Genomic DNA, 15,240 nt, shown 5'->3' with positions numbered 1-15,240 from the left:
GTCACGCGATCGGTCCCTGGTGCCGAAGCCAGAAGTCGACCGCCTCGGCGCGTGGTCGTGGACGCATACCGCTGCGCTCGCCCCACTCCATGACCTGGTCGGGGAACTCGGCCGCGGACGGCCAGCGGGTCAGGCCGGGTCCGTTCGGGTCCCCGGTGGCCGCGAACCGGACCCAGCGGTCGGTCATCTGTCCCGACAGCCGGTGGTCGAGGTCCGTGTATTCGGCGTCGCCGGTCGCGCCGAGGGTTCCGTAGGCGTACATCAGCTCGGCTCCGTGGTAGGCGCCGAACTCCGGCAGCGCCGGATCAGGGGGTACTCGGGTGAAGAAGTAGACGTAGGCGTCAGCCTTCCTGCTGTGCTCACGGGCCCACAGGTGCATCGCCCGGTGCATGAGCCGGTCGGTGTCCGCGTGCAGGAGCGAGTCGAGGACCTCCTCGTCCGACCCGCCCGGATAGAGACGCAGGTACTTCCCGGCATCCGCGCCGAAGCGACGCTCGATGTCGGACCGGTAGGCGGCCGGGTCGGTGTCGGGCGGGGCGGCTCGTGCGAGTGACGCCTCGTCGGCGTTGCTCCCGACGAGGATCGGGACGTCGTGCTGCTCCCCCGCGGCGAACACCTCGGCTGCGGCCCGGCGCAGCACGTGCCCGTCGAGCGACGGCCGCCAGTGCGCTGCGAGCTCGCGCGAAGCAGCGAACACCCGGTCGGCGGGCATCGCCCGCAGCTGCGCCACAGAAGCACCGCCCAGGCGGTCGCTCAGTTCCCGGCCGGCCCTGCGAGCCACCTCGCGGGTGTCGACCTGGTCTCCGGCCTCGGTGTCCCCCGCTGTCCCCAGGCAGCCCCCGCTCCCGCCGATCACCCGGTGGAACAGCCCCTCGGCCGCCGGCATCGTCGACAGCAGACACACGCTCTGCCCGCCCGCGGACTCACCCGCGATGGTGATCCGCCGCGGGTCCCCACCGAACGCCGCGATGTTGTCACGGACCCAGCGCAGCGCTGCCACCTGGTCGAGCAGGCCGTAGTTGCCGGAACTGCCGTGCGGGGACTCGGCATCCAGCTCGGGGTGGGCGAGGAACCCGAACACACCGAGCCGGTAGTTGACGGTGACCGTGATGACATCGCCACGCCGGGCCAGAGGACCTCCGTCGAGGACTGGCAGCTCACCCGAGCCCGTCGCGAACCCGCCGCCCGGAATCGTCACGATCACCGGCAGCGCTGCCGAGTTCGCCCGGGTGCTGCGCCAGACGTTGAGGTAGAGGCTGTCCTCGCTGGTCGGATACGGGTTGACGAACACCTCCGCCAACGGGACGTCCACCGTCTGCTGCAGCGCTCGCAGCCAGAACGCCGACGACGGCTGCACCGGCACGTCGGCGAACGCCGCCGCCTCCCGCACCTGAGTCCACGGCCTCGGGGGGACCGGGGCGCGCCACCGCAGCTCGCCGACGGGTGGCTGGGCGTAGGGCATGCCCGCGAACACCTCGACCGCCCCGTCCGCGGTCCGCAGCCCGGATACCGGGCCGTACGCGGTGTGGACGGTCGCGCCGGGAATGGTGCCCTCGCCCGCCGCGGCGCGGTGCCGCGGGCCTGGATGACTTCCGAACACCGTCGCCGCCAGCAGGGCCATGACCGCGCCCCACGCGGTCACGCGCGCGGCCCGGCGGCGCAGGCGCACGACCACGACGGTGATCCCGGCGAGCAGCAAGGCGGCGGCGAACCATCCCCACGTCGCGCTCCGGTTGAGGTACAGCAACACCGACGACGCGAGCGCCAGCACCACGAGCGGCAGCAGGAGCCCGAGCAGGCGGCGGGCTTCGGGCTTGATGGTCGGCAAGGTCTACTCCAGCTGGGGGTCGTCGGGGTCGTGCGAGGGCGGAGGAACGGTCATGAGGTCCCTCCGCCGGGCCGCGGCCCCAGTGGCACCGGCGCGAGGCGCTGCGCCGGTGCCACTGGGGCCGCGCGGATGACGCACGAAGCGGTTCCCGGTGCGGCGGGTTGCGCACAGTCAGGCGTCGTCCTACCGAGTCGTGCCGGTTCCGTTCCACCGAAAGGGGTCGTCCTCGAGCGAGGAGCGGTCCCACCGTCCGAGTTCGGCGGCGGCCTGGTAGGTCGTGTGGAGGAACTCGGCGACCGCACGATCGGGATCGGGCGCGACGCGGGCAACCTCGTAGGGCAGCAGGAACTGCTGGAACTCGGTGCTGTAGAACGCACCCTCGGGACCGATCGGCTGATCGGCGAACCCCTCCGGTGCGGGATAGGCGTAGGAGTAGAAGGCGCCTTCCTCTCCACCGCCGGGCCAGAACCCGCAGCTGGACAGTTCCCGCGAGTATCCTTCGACCATCACCCAGTCTCCGCAGTTGGGCGCTCCACCTGGATGCGGAGGAGCACCTCGCCCGGAGAAACGGGTACAGGCCAGGTCCATCGCTCCCCAGAAGAAGTGCACCGGACTGACCTTGCCGACGAAATGCGATCGGAACTCGCCCATCACCTGGTTCGCCCGGAGCAACTGCCGCCAGAACAGGGTGGCCGCCTCGGGTTCGTAGGAGGCGTGAACGCGGTCCTCGGTGAAGGGGATGGCCGGCTCCACCTCGTTGGGATGCGGCCGGATCGGTGCCTCGATCCCCAACTGGCCGAGCAGGTCGAGAACCTGGGCGTAAAACTCGGCGACCGTCATCGGTCGGAGCGGGAGACACCGCGTACCGCCGTTGCTGCTGCGGATCTCGAGCGAGTGGCTGATGAAATCGAACTCGATCTCGAAGGCCCCCTCGCGGTACGGGATGGCCGAGGTCGTCAACCCACGTGGGCTGACGTACAGGGTCACCTGCCACCAGTGGTTGAGCAGCGGGGCATGGGCCATGCGGATCTTGCCCACGATCTGGGTCCACATGTGCAGTGTGTCGCGAGTGGACGTCCAGTCCGAGACCCGCAGACTCGGCCAGCCCGTCGTTGCCGGGTTGATCATTTGTTCTCGCATTCTTCAGAGCCGTTGGTAGAGCACAGGTCGTGGTGTTCGAGGATCCGTCATCCCGGAGCCGGCCGCAGGTGATCAGCGGTACTCGGGATTGGCATCGTCGAGGCGACAACCGGCGTCCCATGCCGCACGCTGGTTGCCGTAGGCCGGGATCCCGCCGGCGCGCCGGATCATCGACGCGAGGTGAAGCAGGTTGTAGGTCATGAACGCGATGTTGCGGTTGGTGAAGTCGTTGTCCGGACCGCCGGAGCCCTCGTCCAGGTAGGAGGGGCCGGGCCCGACCTCGCCGATCCAGCCCGCGTCTGCCTGGGGCGGAACGGCGAACCCGAGGTGCTGCAGGCTGTAGAGGATGTTCATCGCGCAGTGCTTGAGGCCGTCCTCGTTACCGGTGATCAGGCAACCGGCGACGCGCCCGTAGTAGGCGTATTGGCCATGCTCGTTCAACACTCCGGAGTGACCGTAGAGCCGTTCGATCACCCTCCGGGTGACGGAACTGTTGTCGCCCAGCCAGATCGGCCCGGCGATGACGAGGATGTCGGCCGCGAGGACTCTCGTCAGCAGGGCGGGCCAGTCGTCGGTCTCCCACCCGTGCTCGGTCATGTCCGGGCGGACGCCGGTGGCTATGTCGTGATCGACGGCGCGGAACTGGTCCACGCCGACCCCGTTCGCCTCCATGATCGCCACACTCCGGTCGATCACGCCCTGGGTGTGGCTGAGGGCGGGAGATCGGGTGAGGGTGCAGTTGATGTAGATCGCGCGCAGCCCGCTGAAATCAGGCCGCGCGGTCACGGAATCGGTCATGAGGATCCTTCCGGATGGTCGGTGCGTGCTGACCAGACACCTCTCAGGCGCCGTTCGGCCACACATCGGTTGCCAGGAGTCGCCAAACCCGGCGAAGCACGTCGGCCTGGGCGGGGTTGTAGAGCTCCTGCAGGGCGGCCGCCGCGATCCGGGCTGCCGACCGCGTCTCGGCCGGGGCGTCCGAACCCGCGAGCTCCGGATGCTCGCCCAAGACCCGGCGGATGTAAGGGACCATGCGTTCCGCCAGGCTCTGCCGGGCTTCCTCGCCGGTGCCCGGGACCAGTGAGTCGAACTCGTCGTCGGTCGGGTCGTGGGGCACGCTGCGCAGCATCTCGGCGTAGGCGTCCCGGCGCCGCGAGCCGAGAAGCTGGGACATGATGAGCACGAGTGACCGGTCGGTCTCCGACATCTCGGCCGCCGAGGCGACGCCGACGGGCAGATCGGCGGGCGCACCGTGCCGCAGGATCAGCCCGAGTTCCACCCGCGCTCGCGCCAACCGCTCGATCGTGGCGCTCAGCTCGGCGTCCAAGGCCCGCAAGGCCTCCGCCGGATGATGATCGCCCTCTCCCATTTCCGCGATCCGGGACAGTGAGAAGCCGAGATCGGCCAGGCGCTTGATGCGCAGCAGCCGGACCAGGTGCGTGACTCCGTACTGCTTGTAGCCGTTGGATCGCCGCTCCGGTTCGGGCAGCAGCCCGAACTCGTGGTAGTGCCGGACCGCCCGCAGACTGGTTCCGGCCAGCTCGGCGATCTCCCGCGTGCTCCAGGCCATGTCCGCACTTCACACCGTGCCGCTGCGGCATGGTCAAGGCGACGGTCCTGGCGGCACCTTTTCGAGAATCGCGCCCGGCACCCGCATCCTCGCCGAACCGGGCAACGAGGCCGCGCGGCGACAGGAGGTGGCCGAGGCCCGACGAACCAGGAAGATCAGCGGGGCGGGCACGAGGCACGGTCAGGCCGACGGCAGCAGCCGGGTGCCGCGCCTCCACGCCCAGACCACGACCAGCGCGGCGAGGATGGTCAGCGGCCAGCCCATCGCGATCCGGGCGACGCCGAGCCAGCCGGTCTCGTTGCTGACGTAGAGCCATTGCTGCACGGCGAACCGGGCGCCGAACACCGCGGCGGCGGCGAGCGTCGCGACGTCATGGGCGTGCAGCACGCGGCGGTCGGCCCGCCAGGCGTGCTTGCCGCCGTGCACGAGGCTCCACGCGACACCGGTCAGCGGTCGGCGCAGCAGCACCGACCCGAGCGTGATGACGAACGCCGCCAGATAGGTCCAGATGCCGATGACGAAGAAGTCCCGTGCCGACCCGGTCAGGCTGACGATGCCGATGGCGACGGCCAGCCCGAGAAGGCCGCCCGCGGCCAGGCTGAACCGCTCCCCGCGCAGCAGCCGGTAGCCGACGATGGCCAGTCCGAACGCGACCGACACCATGATCGTCACGTTCAGCGGCAGGAACGCGTTGGCCGTCACGAACACGAAGACCGGGAGGGCGGAGCAGACGAACCCGACCGGGCCGCCCATCTGTTCGAGCGGCGTCGGCCGCCGCTTCGGGACGGGCGTTTGAACGACCCGCTCCTCCCCTGCCGGTACACGGTTCCGATCGGTCGTGGTCATGTCTCCTCCTGGAGCACCTGTTCGAGTCTCTCCAGAGAAGTCCGTGCCGCAACGGCACAGTCAAGCCGCAGTGGCCGGGACCACGCGCGGGCCTGCCGGTCGGTCGACTTGACCCGGCTGCGCGACCTCGCACGGCTTGTGAGCCTGGGTAGTTCGGCACGCGCCGAGCACCAGCGATCGAGGACGACCTTGCCGCCGGAGCACGGTGATGGTTACCGGCGGGTGGCAGGAGCGGACCCTTGGCGTCGCACGAACAACGCAGTGGCACAGGTGACGAGGGGCATGCCGTGCGCGCTTGACCGTGCCGTGACGTCACCGTCTGCACTGGAGCGTGTCCAATCGGAACGGCTGCCGGTGAGCGGCACCTGATCACGCGAATCTCGGCACGGATCACGTCCACGGGACAACCCCGACGACCTTCACCGCCGGACGGGAGCGGGACTGTGCGCACGGTGTTCCCGGGTGAGGGCCTGATCCCGGGCAGATCGGTGGCATCGGCCTCGTGATCGCAGAGTTATTGGCCTTCGCGCTGGGAAAGCGAGCACTGAGGGGCTCGATCGATTCGGCCGGGGCCGGTCCTGTCGAGCCGACGGCGCCTCACCCACGAGCCCCACAGCACGCACGACGCCCGAGAGGTCCCCGTGACTGAACGGCCGGGCTCTGGCCGGGAGGGCGGTCCGTCCGGGGTGCCCGACAGCCTGGTGTCCGGCGAACTCAACCTGTCCTTTTCGGCGGCCGCATGTGTGCGATTGCGGTGATTGTCACCGATGCGAACTTCACCAGCCTGATCGGCTTGTCACGCCGACGGCCTCCTAGGTGCCCAGCACCGCAGTGCAGGCGGGGACTGCCACCGACGCGAAGAGAGCGTGGTCGAAGCGACCCTGGTGGCCGGACGTGTCGTCCACGTCGGCCGACATCGGCGGACGTGCACCTGGCCGTCCGTCACCGCCCGACATCGCGGAGGGATGAGCTGTGTCCTGGAGCACCCGCGAGCTCGCCGAGCTCACTGGCACCACCGTGCGAGCGGTGCGGCACTACCACGACGTCGGCCTGCTGGAGGAGCCACGACGTCGCGCCAACGGCTACAAGCTGTACGGCGTAGCGCACCTCGTGCGCACCTTGCGGATCAAGCGCCTCGCCGACCTGGGGTTCTCACTGACACAGATCGCGGAGCTGGGTGACGAGGACCAGCATCCCCGGAAAGCCCTGTGTGTGCAGGAGATTCACCTCGGTAGGACCCTCGACCGGTTGCAGGGGGTACGCACCGAGATCCGCCAGATCCTCGAGCAGGCCGCACCCGTCGACCTCCCACCGGAACTCGCCGCGCGAATCCGGCACACGGGTCTGTCCGATGCCGACCGTTCACTGCTCGTCGTGATGAGCCGGGTCCTCGACCCCGCTGTGCTCACCGCCTTCTTCGAGACTCTCCAGGCGACTCCCCCCAGTGCTGCGGCGACCACGTTCGAGCACCTTCCGGCCAACGCCGACATGCGCACCCGTCAAGAGCTCGCGATCAGTTTGCTCCCCCGGAGCAGGACCATCTGCGCGATGCTTCCCAGGCTTTGGAACACGACCGGCTTCAGGGACACCGCGGCTGGCCGGACCATTGAGCAGGCCGTCCGGGACCTCTTCAACCCCGCACAGCGCGATGTCCTGCGTCGAATCGGCTTGATGATCCGGCGATCGGGTGACCACTCGAGATGAATGAACGGCAGGAGAGACGACCAGCGACCTCAGCGCGTTCTCGGACTCGATGCCGGTAAGGGCGAACCCCATGCCGGCGGCCTGGACCCGACCGCCAAGCGACCGCACGACGCACCGCTGCCCGATGTCGAACAAAGCCGCGGGCGTTGTTCGACAAGCTCGCCGCGGTCGGGGCGTTGTGAGCGCGGAGGTTCTCCCATCGAACACGAAGCAGTTACGACCACGCCAGCCGGGCCGCGTGACCACAACTGTCACCTGACTCATGCAGCGGACGTTCGGTGGTCAAGGCTGCGGGTCGCGGCGTCGCACGCTACGCGCTGGGGTCGCGTAGCCATTTGTTGCGTTCAGCGCATCGCCGGGCGGTGTCGACGACGCTCGCGATGGCGGGGGACGGATCGTTCGCGCGCCACAGCACGGAGAGTTCCGCCATGATCGGCGGATCGACGACGTCACGAACGACGATACCGGTGCTGGTCTTGACGGCGTGCTCGGCGAACGATGTCGGGGACAAGCTGAGCTCGCGCCCGCTGAAGAGCCGGGCGAGCATGGCGTTCACCGGTGGTTCGTCGAACGTGCAGATCTCGGGAGAGAAGCCCGCCTCGTGGCACGCGGCGACGATGCTGTCGTAGTACACCGGGGCGTGGTGGCGGGCGAACAGCAGCAGCGTCTCGTCGCGGAGGGCCGTCACCGGGATACGCGGTGCGTCAGCGAGGCGATGGTGAGCGCTGAGGACCGCGGAGACGGGCTCTTCGCGAAGGAGCTCGCCATTCACCCCGTCGACGAGTTGCGGTGACAGAGCGAGGCCGACGTCCAGCTCTCCTGCCTGGAGACGTTCGGGAATCTCGGCGCTGAAGAACTCTCGAGCGTCGACCATGAAGTCGGGGTGGTCTTCCCGGAGAGAATCCAGGAGCGCCGTGAGCGTGTCGAAGCTCGTCACCGGTGTGTAACCCAACCGGATCGTCGTCGCGATCCCCGCCCCGGACAGCCGGGTGAGCTGCACGGCTTGCTCCAGTGCGGCCAGCGCTTTCGGCGCCTCGCGAGCCAGTGTCCTGCCCGCGGCGGTGAGCTGCACGCTACGGCTCGAACGCACGAACAGCGGGGTGCCGAGGGTCTCCTCGAGCTTGCGGATCTGATGGCTCAGGGACGGTTGAGCGATGTAGAGCCGCGTGGCCGCGCGGCCGAAGTGGAGTTCCTCGGCTAGGGCCACGAAGTAGCGGAGGACGCGGGGACTGATATCGATAGAAGGATCCTACTGCCGGGCGTCCGGACAAGTCTTGGACGCCCGCGGGATGGCCTCCGTAATGTCGTTCCCAGGCCACGAGAGGCGTACCAAACCGCCCGTCGGACCTGGTCGGAGCTGGTGTCGGTTCGCGTGACCGGCCTCCATCCCACTTCCCCAGGCAAGGAGAGAAGCATGAACATCGCCGTGCTCGGACGAGGCAACATAGGCGGCGGGCTGGCCGACCTGTGGGAGCGTGCCGGGCACCAGGTGACGCGGCTGGGGCGTGGCGGTGGCGACGTCGGCGCCTCGGACGTGGTGCTGCTCGCCGTCCCGGGAACCGCTGTGGAAGTGGCTCTGTCATCCATCGTCGGGCTAGAGGGCAAAACGGTGCTCGACGCCACGAACCTCTACGGCGGTGCCCTGCCTCCGGCCGGATCGTCCTCCAACGCCGAGTACGTCAAGTCGGTGACGGGCGGGCCGACGGCGAAGGCGTTCAGCACCAACTTCGCCTCCCTCTTCGGGCAGGTCGCCGACGCCAGGGTACGGCCGAGCAACCTGTGGTCCGGTGACGACGAAGTCCAGGGCGTCGTCAGGCAGCTCAGTCTCGACGCCGGCTACGAGGCGGTCCGCCTGGGCGACCTGAGCATGGCCGCCACGCAGGAAGGACTGGCCGGCCCGATCTTCGCGATCGCGCAGTCCGGGCTCGGTCAGTTCGTCTACCGGCTGGCATCACCCGAACAGCTCTGATCGTGATCATCGGACGTTCAACCCAACACGCGGAAGGAACATCGTGACGCGAACCGCCAAGGCCGGACTCGATGCGCTGCTCACCCCCGAAGAGAGCGTACTGGTGCTCATCGACCATCAGCCCTACCAGTTCGCCAATCTCAACAGCCACGACTCGACCATGATCGTCAACAACGTCGTCGGCCTGGCCAAGCTCGCCAAGGCGTTCGCCGTCCCCACGGTGCTGACCACGGTGCTCGAAGAACGTGGCGGGTACCTCATCAAGGCCCTCCAGGACGTCTTCCCCGACCAGAAGCCGATCAATCGCACGTACATCAACACCTGGGAAGACCGTCGTGTCGTCGACGTCGTGGAGAAGACGGGCCGCAAGAAGCTGATCATCGCCGGGCTGTGGACGGAGATCTGCGTCGCCATGCCCGCCATCCAGGCACTGGCTGAGGGCTACGACGTCTTCGTGGTCACCGACGCCTGTGGCGGGGTCAGCGCCGAGGCGCACGACATGGCGGTGCGCCGCATGGTGCAGGCCGGCGTGGTGCCCATCACCTGGCTCGCCGTGTCCGGCGAATGGCAGCGCGACTGGGCGCGCGAGTCGACGCTCGCCGAGCTCACACAGGTTGTCCAGGAACACGCCGGCGCCAGCGGGATCGCGTTCGCCTGGGAGCTGCAACTGCTGGCCACACACGCCACCGATGGAGCTGGCGTGTAGCGCCGACGCCTCGCTGGAGGCGGGTCTGGCTCGTACACCGTGTGCCGGACCCGGCTCCTGGTGTGTCAACGAGTGGCCAGCGACCACTCACCACGAAAGACAAACGCGGAAACGTCGTAAGGATGGTCATGTCCGCAACCGCCGCTGGCGCAGAGGTGCCAGACGAGGGCGGCACGGGAAGCGGCGCAGCTCACTCGGAGCGCGCGGTGCGGTACCCGGCTGCCGACGCCGCGCACGAGGCGATCACGATCGGGGTGAGCATGTCGCTGACCGGCGCGCTCGGCCTCAACGGGCGTTCGGCCCTGCTCGCGCAGAAGATCTGGATCGACGACGTCAACAGCCGCGGTGGGCTGCTCGGGCGCCCCGCCCAGCTCGTCGTCTACGACGATCGAACCGATGGCACGCGAGTCCCCGGCATCTACCGGCGGCTGATGGACGTCGACGCGGTCGACCTCGTGCTTGGCGGCTACGACACGAACACGCTCGCTCCGGCGATGCCGCTCATCGCCGAACGCAACCGCTGTTTCGTGGGGCTGACAGGACTCGGCGTCAACACCGAACGGCAGTACCCGAACTACTTCGCGATGATCCCCGCCGGACCTGACCCCAGCTCCGCGCTCACCGAGGGCTTCTTCGAACTCGCCGCCCGGCAGGTGCCGCGCCCCCGCACCGCGGCCTTCATCTCGGCGGACGCGGAATTCGCCCGCAAACCACATCATCGGTGCCGCGGAGAACGCCAGGAAACACGGATTCACCGTCGTCGACGAGAGAACCTATCCGCTGTCTACCGACGAGTTCACGCCGATCATCGCCTCCGTGGCCGACCAGGACCCGGACCTGCTCCTGCTGTGCTCCTACCTCGACGACTCGATCGGCCTGATCCGGGCGCTGCGCGGCAGCGACTGGGTGCCGAAGATGGTCGGCGGGGCCGTGATCGGACCTCAGTCGACAGCGGTGAAGAGCGCACTCGGGCCACTTCTGAACGGGCTGGTGGACTACGAGTACTGGCTCCCCGTGCCGAGCATGATGTTCACCGGTGTGCAGACGCTCATGAACACCTACCAGCTACGGGCACCAGCCGAGAACGCGGATCTGATCGGCTCCTACATGGCACCCCAGGCGTACGCACAGATGCAGGTCATCGAACAAGCCGTCGCCGCAACGGGAAGCCTGGACGAGCAGGCGTTGGCGCAGTCGGGATGAGGTCGTCTCGCACGCGCAGGCGATCCGCGCTGCGGTCACCGAGGCCGTACTGATCGATCAGACCGGCGTCGACGTGGTCACGTCGGGTGAGCGCCACCGGCCGGAGTTCGCGATCGGACATGAAAACTGACGGAGGACGCATGGCAGTGAAGGTGAAGGATGTCCCCGAAGCCAAGCAGTACGAAGCTCGAGTCGAGGGAGAGTCCAAGGTCGCGGGTGTCGCGCAGTACATCCGCACCGCGGAACTCATCGCGTTCGTACACACCGAGGTCTCGCCGGAGTACGAGGGCAGGGGGGTCGGGGCGGCCCTTGCCCGCGCGGGCCTCGACGAGGCCCGCGCCGCAGGTCTGCTGGTTCTGCCCACCTGCCCGTTCTTCGCGGGGTGGATCGCCCGGCACCCCGAGTACCACGACCTGGTGTACCAGTCCCGCAGCAGGGTCAGCGACTGAACCGCAAGGCACGGCAGCGATGGCGAGTCGGTCCGAGCAGGTGGTCCGCGTGGTGCACCCAGACCGGTTCAAGAGGGTAAGGACGTCATGACCGAGCAGATGATCGGCAGAAGCTACCGGTTCAACTTGGGTGAGCTGAAGGTCCGGTTCACCTTCGATTCGCAGACGCAGGGCAGCTTCGTCGTCGAGAGCGGCGGTGGGCTTGCGCCCGACGGTCACGCGGAAACCGTGAAGCTCGACCTGAGGAAGATCCGCGACGGCGTCTACCTGAACTCGTGGACGGAGGCCAGCGGTGCCACCGTCACCCACGTCGAGGACTTCGCCAACGCGACGCTGTATTCCAACGTGACCGTCGACGGCACTCTCCACAACTTTGTCGGGACTATCGAGGAGGCATGACCATGGCCGCGAACACGGCGACCGACCAGGCTCAACGCAACACCGAAATCGTACTGACGGCCATGCGAGAACTCTTCGCCGAGAAAGACCTCACGGCGCTCGACCGGTACTGGTCCGAGCCTTACGTCCAGCACAGTCCTCAGATGGCCAGCGGTCTGGACGCGCTGCGCGCCGTCGTACCGCGTCTGGAGGGCTTCTCGTGGGAGCCGAAGCGGATCGCCGCACAGGGCGACCTCGTGTTCACCCACAGCATCGTGCACGGCTGGGCACCGAACCCGGTCGTCATCGTCGACATCTTCCGGCTCGAGAACGGCCGTATCGTCGAACACTGGGATGTTGTCCAGGACCTCACCTCCCCCGAGGCGACCGTCACCGGCAACCCGATGATCTGACGTTCCGCGGGCGGGAGAGGGCGGCGTATCCGGCACCCCACCTGACCGGGCGCAGCCACACCGAAGGAGAGTGGCAACTGGGCTTGGCCATCGCGGCGAAGGCCTCGTCGACATCGGCGGCGACCCACGCCGCCAGATCGTCCTTGCTGACGCCTTTCAGGTCGGGGTCAGCGGCGAACGCGGCCTTGAGGTCCTTCTCCAGATTGGCGAGCACCGCCTTGGTGAACTCCGCCTTCGACGGCAGCGCGGCACGGAACGCCTCGCGCTCCTTGGTCTTCGCGGCGGTCGACTACTTGACTGGATTTGCCTTGGTGGCCTCGACCTTCGCGGTCGTGGCCACCGGTTCCTTCAGCTCCATCGGGCATCCCTCGGTCGGCGGACGGAGTGTCAACCGGCAGTCGTCCCGGTAGTCGACGTCGTTACCCGACTGAGGGGATCCCACCCATTCAACTCAGGTGGTGCACGGATGACGCCGCGGTGCCGACCGCCCCGAAGTGGACCATCAGCGACCTGGTCGCGAACGTGGGCCAGACCCAGCACGGGATCGCGGAGATCGTCGAGCGGCGCATCACCGACTCTCACACAGCTTCGGTCGAACGGTCTCGCGAGCGGTGCCAGGCGAACGTTCGCGGCGGCAACGTCCGCTTCTGCCGCTGAGCGTGCGGCCGACCACAAGCAAGACAGCGCCGATGAGCCTTGGGAGCACGGAGTGGGAGCAGATTGGGAGCAACTCCGTGCGTCGAACGTACCGGAACGGTCCTCAATGGACCTGAACGAAACCGCGCCGACCTGCAGGAGTCTCGGTTTCGCAGTTCAGCGCGTTCTCAGTGCCATAGTTCACACAGAAGGAGTCCTCGAAGCGGCCTGAACTGCGCTCAACGGCATCAAACCGCAGTTCAACGGCCCTGAACGGACGCGTACGGCGATCACGGCACAGATGAGCACTTAGTATTTCCGGGAGCAGGAGACACGACCGGATCTGGTAGATCCGGTCGCACGCTCATGTTCCGTACCGGGTTTGATGGAGACCGTCAAGCCTGGATGATGAGGAGCAATGGCCGCACCGAAGAAGTACCCAGACGAGCTGCGTGAGCGGGCGACCAGGATGGTCGTGGAGGCCCGCCGGGATCCGGCGTCCGCGGTCGGGGCGATCAAGCGGATCGCCGACCAGCTCGGGATCCACCCTGAGGCGTTGCGGACCTGGGTCAAACGCGCGGAGATCGATGGCGGTGACCGGCCGGGCACCACGTCGAGCGATGCGGAGCGGATCGCGCAGCTCGAGCGGGAGAACCGGGAACTGCGGCGTGCCAACGGGATCCTGAAGTCCGCGTCTGCTTTCTTCGCGTCAAGCTGGACCGCCCCTCCCGCTGATCGTCGCCTATATCGACGCCCACAAGCACGAGTTCGGAGTCGAGCCGATCTGTGCCGTGCTGACCGAAGCCGGCGTCAAGATCGCTCCGAGCACCTACTACGCCGCGCGTTCCCGCCCGCCTTCGGCGCGCGCGGTCCGCGACGCGGTGGTCACCGAGAAGATCAAGGAGGTGCACGAGACGAACTACGGTGTGTACGGCGTGCGCAAGATCTACGCCGAGCTGGCCCTCCAGGGCGGGGTCACCGGGCTTCCAGTCGCCCGCTGTACCGTCGCCCGCCTGATGAAAGCTACTGGGCTGCAAGGGATTTCCCGACTGAAGACCCCGCGCATCACGCGCAGCGGCAAGGGTAGCGACCCGCGCCCGGACCTTGTCAGGCGAGAGTTCGCCGCGGCGGCGCCCAACCGTCTGTGGGTAGCCGACATCACCTACATCCGTACCTTCAGCGGCTGGGTCTACGCCGCGTTCGTGCTCGACGTGTTCTCCCGCCGCGTCGTCGGCTGGCAGCTATCCACGTCGCTGCGCACCGATCTGGCGCTCGACGCCCTGGAGATGGGGCTGTGGACCCGCAGCGAACTCGGACTCGATCCAGTTCAACCACGACGAGTAGGTGGGCACGAACACCAACTCGACCTGGTTGCCGGCGCACCAGATACGAACGTCGGCGTGGCGGTGTGGGGAGAAGTTGTCGCAGACGACATACAGCTTCTCGCCGGGCCAGCGGGTTCGCAGAGTCTTGAGGAAGGCCAGGAACTCCTGGCGGCGTTTGCGGGATCGGATCCGGTAGGAGATGTGGCCGGTGGTCAGGTCGAGTGCGGCGAGCATGTGCATCACGCCGTCGTTGCGGTTGTAGGTCGCCCGCAGCCGTCGCGGCCTGGCCTGCAGGCGCCAGGACTTTCCCTTGCGGGGTAAACAGGTTGAGTGGACCGAACTCGTCCACGCAGATGACCCGGCCGTCGGTGGGCGGGTGATCGTAGAGGTGCATCTTGGCGATGAAGTCCGGGTCGGTCGAGGCCTTCCACGTGGTGCTGGCCTGCCAGGAGATCCCGCCCGCGCGCAGGATGCGGCGCAGGGTTTCCCGGCTGATCGCGGCGACGGTGCCCCGGTCGAGCAGGTGGGCGCACAGCTTGCTTAGCGACCAGGTGGAGAACGCGGTGATGCCCCAGTCGGAGGGAGACGTCCGGGCGATCAGGCAGATCCGCTCGCGGATCCGGTCACCGATCGTCTTCGGGCGTCCCCCGCTCCATTTTGGGTCCAGCGCCGCGAACCCCCGTTCGTTGAACGCGTGGATCACGTCCCGCACGTAGTCCTCGCCGACCTGCATCAACGAGGTGATGTCACGGACCGCCTGGCCTTGGCCGGACATCAGCACCACGATCGCCCGCCGCAGCTTCACCGGGTCCTTCGCGGTCCTGGTGATCCGCGCCAGCTTGCGTCCCTCTTCCGTCGATAACCCGCGGACGAACACGCCCGGACGACGAGCCATGACCACCTCCCGCACTCGACAAGCGGGACCAGCCTGACCCGATCAGCCTGGAAGATCAATTACCTGGTCAACGATCTGGGCAGCACCACTAGTAGACCGTCGCTTCTAACCTTTGGGGTAGAGGTGGCGGAGTCGGGTGCGGGCGTCCTGGGTGGTGAATTGCCAGTCGACTCCGCGC

General features: G+C 67.9%; 16 protein-coding genes and 4 pseudogenes. 11 read left to right on the top strand and 9 right to left on the bottom strand.

Annotated elements, in window-relative coordinates:
* Position 1 precedes the first annotated feature (1 nt).
* The 5 genes from ACIRG5_RS47925 to ACIRG5_RS47905 form a co-directional block, all read right to left on the bottom strand.
* Positions 2-1,828 (bottom strand): carboxylesterase/lipase family protein, encoded by a 1,827-nt coding sequence (locus ACIRG5_RS47925; protein ID WP_402918291.1) that lies wholly within the window; start codon positions 1,826-1,828, stop codon positions 2-4.
* A gap of 183 nt (positions 1,829-2,011) precedes the next feature.
* Positions 2,012-2,956 (bottom strand): DUF5996 family protein, encoded by a 945-nt coding sequence (locus ACIRG5_RS47920; RefSeq protein WP_402918288.1) that lies wholly within the window; start codon positions 2,954-2,956, stop codon positions 2,012-2,014.
* 84 nt (positions 2,957-3,040) lie between these two features.
* A complete protein-coding gene (locus tag ACIRG5_RS47915) occupies positions 3,041-3,766 on the bottom strand; it encodes a flavodoxin family protein (protein ID WP_402918286.1) in 726 nt (241 codons plus the stop codon).
* Between the two features lie 43 nt (positions 3,767-3,809).
* A complete protein-coding gene (locus ACIRG5_RS47910) occupies positions 3,810-4,538 on the bottom strand; it encodes a MerR family transcriptional regulator (protein WP_402918283.1) in 729 nt (242 codons plus the stop codon).
* Between the two features lie 180 nt (positions 4,539-4,718).
* Complete coding sequence (locus tag ACIRG5_RS47905; RefSeq protein ID WP_402918281.1) at positions 4,719-5,384, bottom strand: DUF3159 domain-containing protein; 666 nt, start codon at positions 5,382-5,384, stop codon at positions 4,719-4,721.
* 972 nt (positions 5,385-6,356) lie between these two features.
* Here ACIRG5_RS47905 and ACIRG5_RS47900 point away from each other — a divergent pair.
* Entirely contained in the window at positions 6,357-7,088 is a 732-nt protein-coding gene (locus tag ACIRG5_RS47900; protein WP_402918278.1) for a MerR family transcriptional regulator, read from the top strand.
* A 310-nt stretch (positions 7,089-7,398) separates the two neighbouring features.
* On the opposite strand, the gene ACIRG5_RS47895 is transcribed toward ACIRG5_RS47900, so the two are convergent.
* Positions 7,399-8,322 carry a LysR family transcriptional regulator gene (locus ACIRG5_RS47895; RefSeq protein ID WP_402918337.1) on the bottom strand — a complete coding sequence of 308 codons (924 nt, stop codon included), beginning with the start codon at positions 8,320-8,322 and terminating at the stop codon, positions 7,399-7,401.
* Positions 8,323-8,502: 180 nt separating this feature from the next.
* Here ACIRG5_RS47895 and ACIRG5_RS47890 point away from each other — a divergent pair, with 180 nt between their 5' ends.
* From ACIRG5_RS47890 to ACIRG5_RS47860, 7 genes and pseudogenes are all read left to right on the top strand, one after another.
* Positions 8,503-9,057 carry an NADPH-dependent F420 reductase gene (locus ACIRG5_RS47890; protein WP_402918275.1) on the top strand — a complete coding sequence of 185 codons (555 nt, stop codon included), beginning with the start codon at positions 8,503-8,505 and terminating at the stop codon, positions 9,055-9,057.
* Positions 9,058-9,100: 43 nt separating this feature from the next.
* A complete protein-coding gene (locus ACIRG5_RS47885) occupies positions 9,101-9,763 on the top strand; it encodes a hydrolase (protein WP_402918272.1) in 663 nt (220 codons plus the stop codon).
* A 122-nt stretch (positions 9,764-9,885) separates the two neighbouring features.
* A pseudogene (locus tag ACIRG5_RS47880) lies at positions 9,886-10,419 on the top strand (ABC transporter substrate-binding protein); the annotation flags it as partial.
* Entirely contained in the window at positions 10,364-10,966 is a 603-nt protein-coding gene (locus tag ACIRG5_RS47875) for an ABC transporter substrate-binding protein (RefSeq protein WP_402918334.1), read from the top strand. The pseudogene ACIRG5_RS47880 and the gene ACIRG5_RS47875, both read left to right, overlap by 56 nt.
* Before the next feature lie 140 nt (positions 10,967-11,106).
* Positions 11,107-11,415 (top strand): GNAT family N-acetyltransferase, encoded by a 309-nt coding sequence (locus ACIRG5_RS47870; protein WP_402918269.1) that lies wholly within the window; start codon positions 11,107-11,109, stop codon positions 11,413-11,415.
* A gap of 87 nt (positions 11,416-11,502) precedes the next feature.
* Positions 11,503-11,814 carry a MoaF-related domain-containing protein gene (locus tag ACIRG5_RS47865; protein ID WP_402918267.1) on the top strand — a complete coding sequence of 104 codons (312 nt, stop codon included), beginning with the start codon at positions 11,503-11,505 and terminating at the stop codon, positions 11,812-11,814.
* The gene (locus tag ACIRG5_RS47860) at positions 11,811-12,206 is read left to right on the top strand and encodes a nuclear transport factor 2 family protein (protein WP_402918265.1); all 396 of its coding nucleotides are present in this window, start codon (positions 11,811-11,813) and stop codon (positions 12,204-12,206) included. The genes ACIRG5_RS47865 and ACIRG5_RS47860 overlap by 4 nt, the downstream gene beginning before the upstream one ends.
* Here ACIRG5_RS47860 and ACIRG5_RS47855 read toward each other — a convergent pair.
* Complete coding sequence (locus ACIRG5_RS47855; RefSeq protein ID WP_402918262.1) at positions 12,184-12,420, bottom strand: hypothetical protein; 237 nt, start codon at positions 12,418-12,420, stop codon at positions 12,184-12,186. The genes ACIRG5_RS47860 and ACIRG5_RS47855 overlap by 23 nt on opposite strands.
* Before the next feature lie 263 nt (positions 12,421-12,683).
* On the opposite strand from ACIRG5_RS47855, the gene ACIRG5_RS47850 reads away from it, so the two are divergent.
* The 3 genes and pseudogenes from ACIRG5_RS47850 to ACIRG5_RS47840 form a co-directional block, all read left to right on the top strand.
* Positions 12,684-12,863, top strand: a complete 180-nt coding sequence (locus ACIRG5_RS47850; RefSeq protein WP_402918259.1) for a hypothetical protein — start codon at positions 12,684-12,686, stop codon at positions 12,861-12,863.
* Positions 12,864-13,260: 397 nt separating this feature from the next.
* Positions 13,261-13,506 (top strand): annotated as a pseudogene (locus tag ACIRG5_RS47845) (transposase); the annotation flags it as partial.
* A gap of 127 nt (positions 13,507-13,633) precedes the next feature.
* Positions 13,634-14,095 (top strand): annotated as a pseudogene (locus ACIRG5_RS47840) (IS3 family transposase); the annotation flags it as partial.
* Here the strand turns inward: ACIRG5_RS47840 and ACIRG5_RS47835 are convergent.
* Both ACIRG5_RS47835 and ACIRG5_RS47830 read right to left on the bottom strand, forming a co-directional pair.
* Positions 14,084-14,440, bottom strand: a complete 357-nt coding sequence (locus ACIRG5_RS47835) for a transposase (protein ID WP_402918331.1) — start codon at positions 14,438-14,440, stop codon at positions 14,084-14,086. The pseudogene ACIRG5_RS47840 and the gene ACIRG5_RS47835 sit on opposite strands and share 12 nt — an antisense overlap.
* Positions 14,441-14,693: 253 nt before the next feature.
* A pseudogene (locus tag ACIRG5_RS47830) lies at positions 14,694-14,942 on the bottom strand (transposase); the annotation flags it as partial.
* Between the last annotated feature and the right edge of the window lie 298 nt (positions 14,943-15,240).

The organism is Lentzea sp. NPDC102401 (assembly GCF_044765805.1).
In the GTDB taxonomy this organism is placed as follows: domain Bacteria; phylum Actinomycetota; class Actinomycetes; order Mycobacteriales; family Pseudonocardiaceae; genus Lentzea; species Lentzea sokolovensis.
This window is presented reverse-complemented; position numbering and strand designations above follow the sequence as displayed.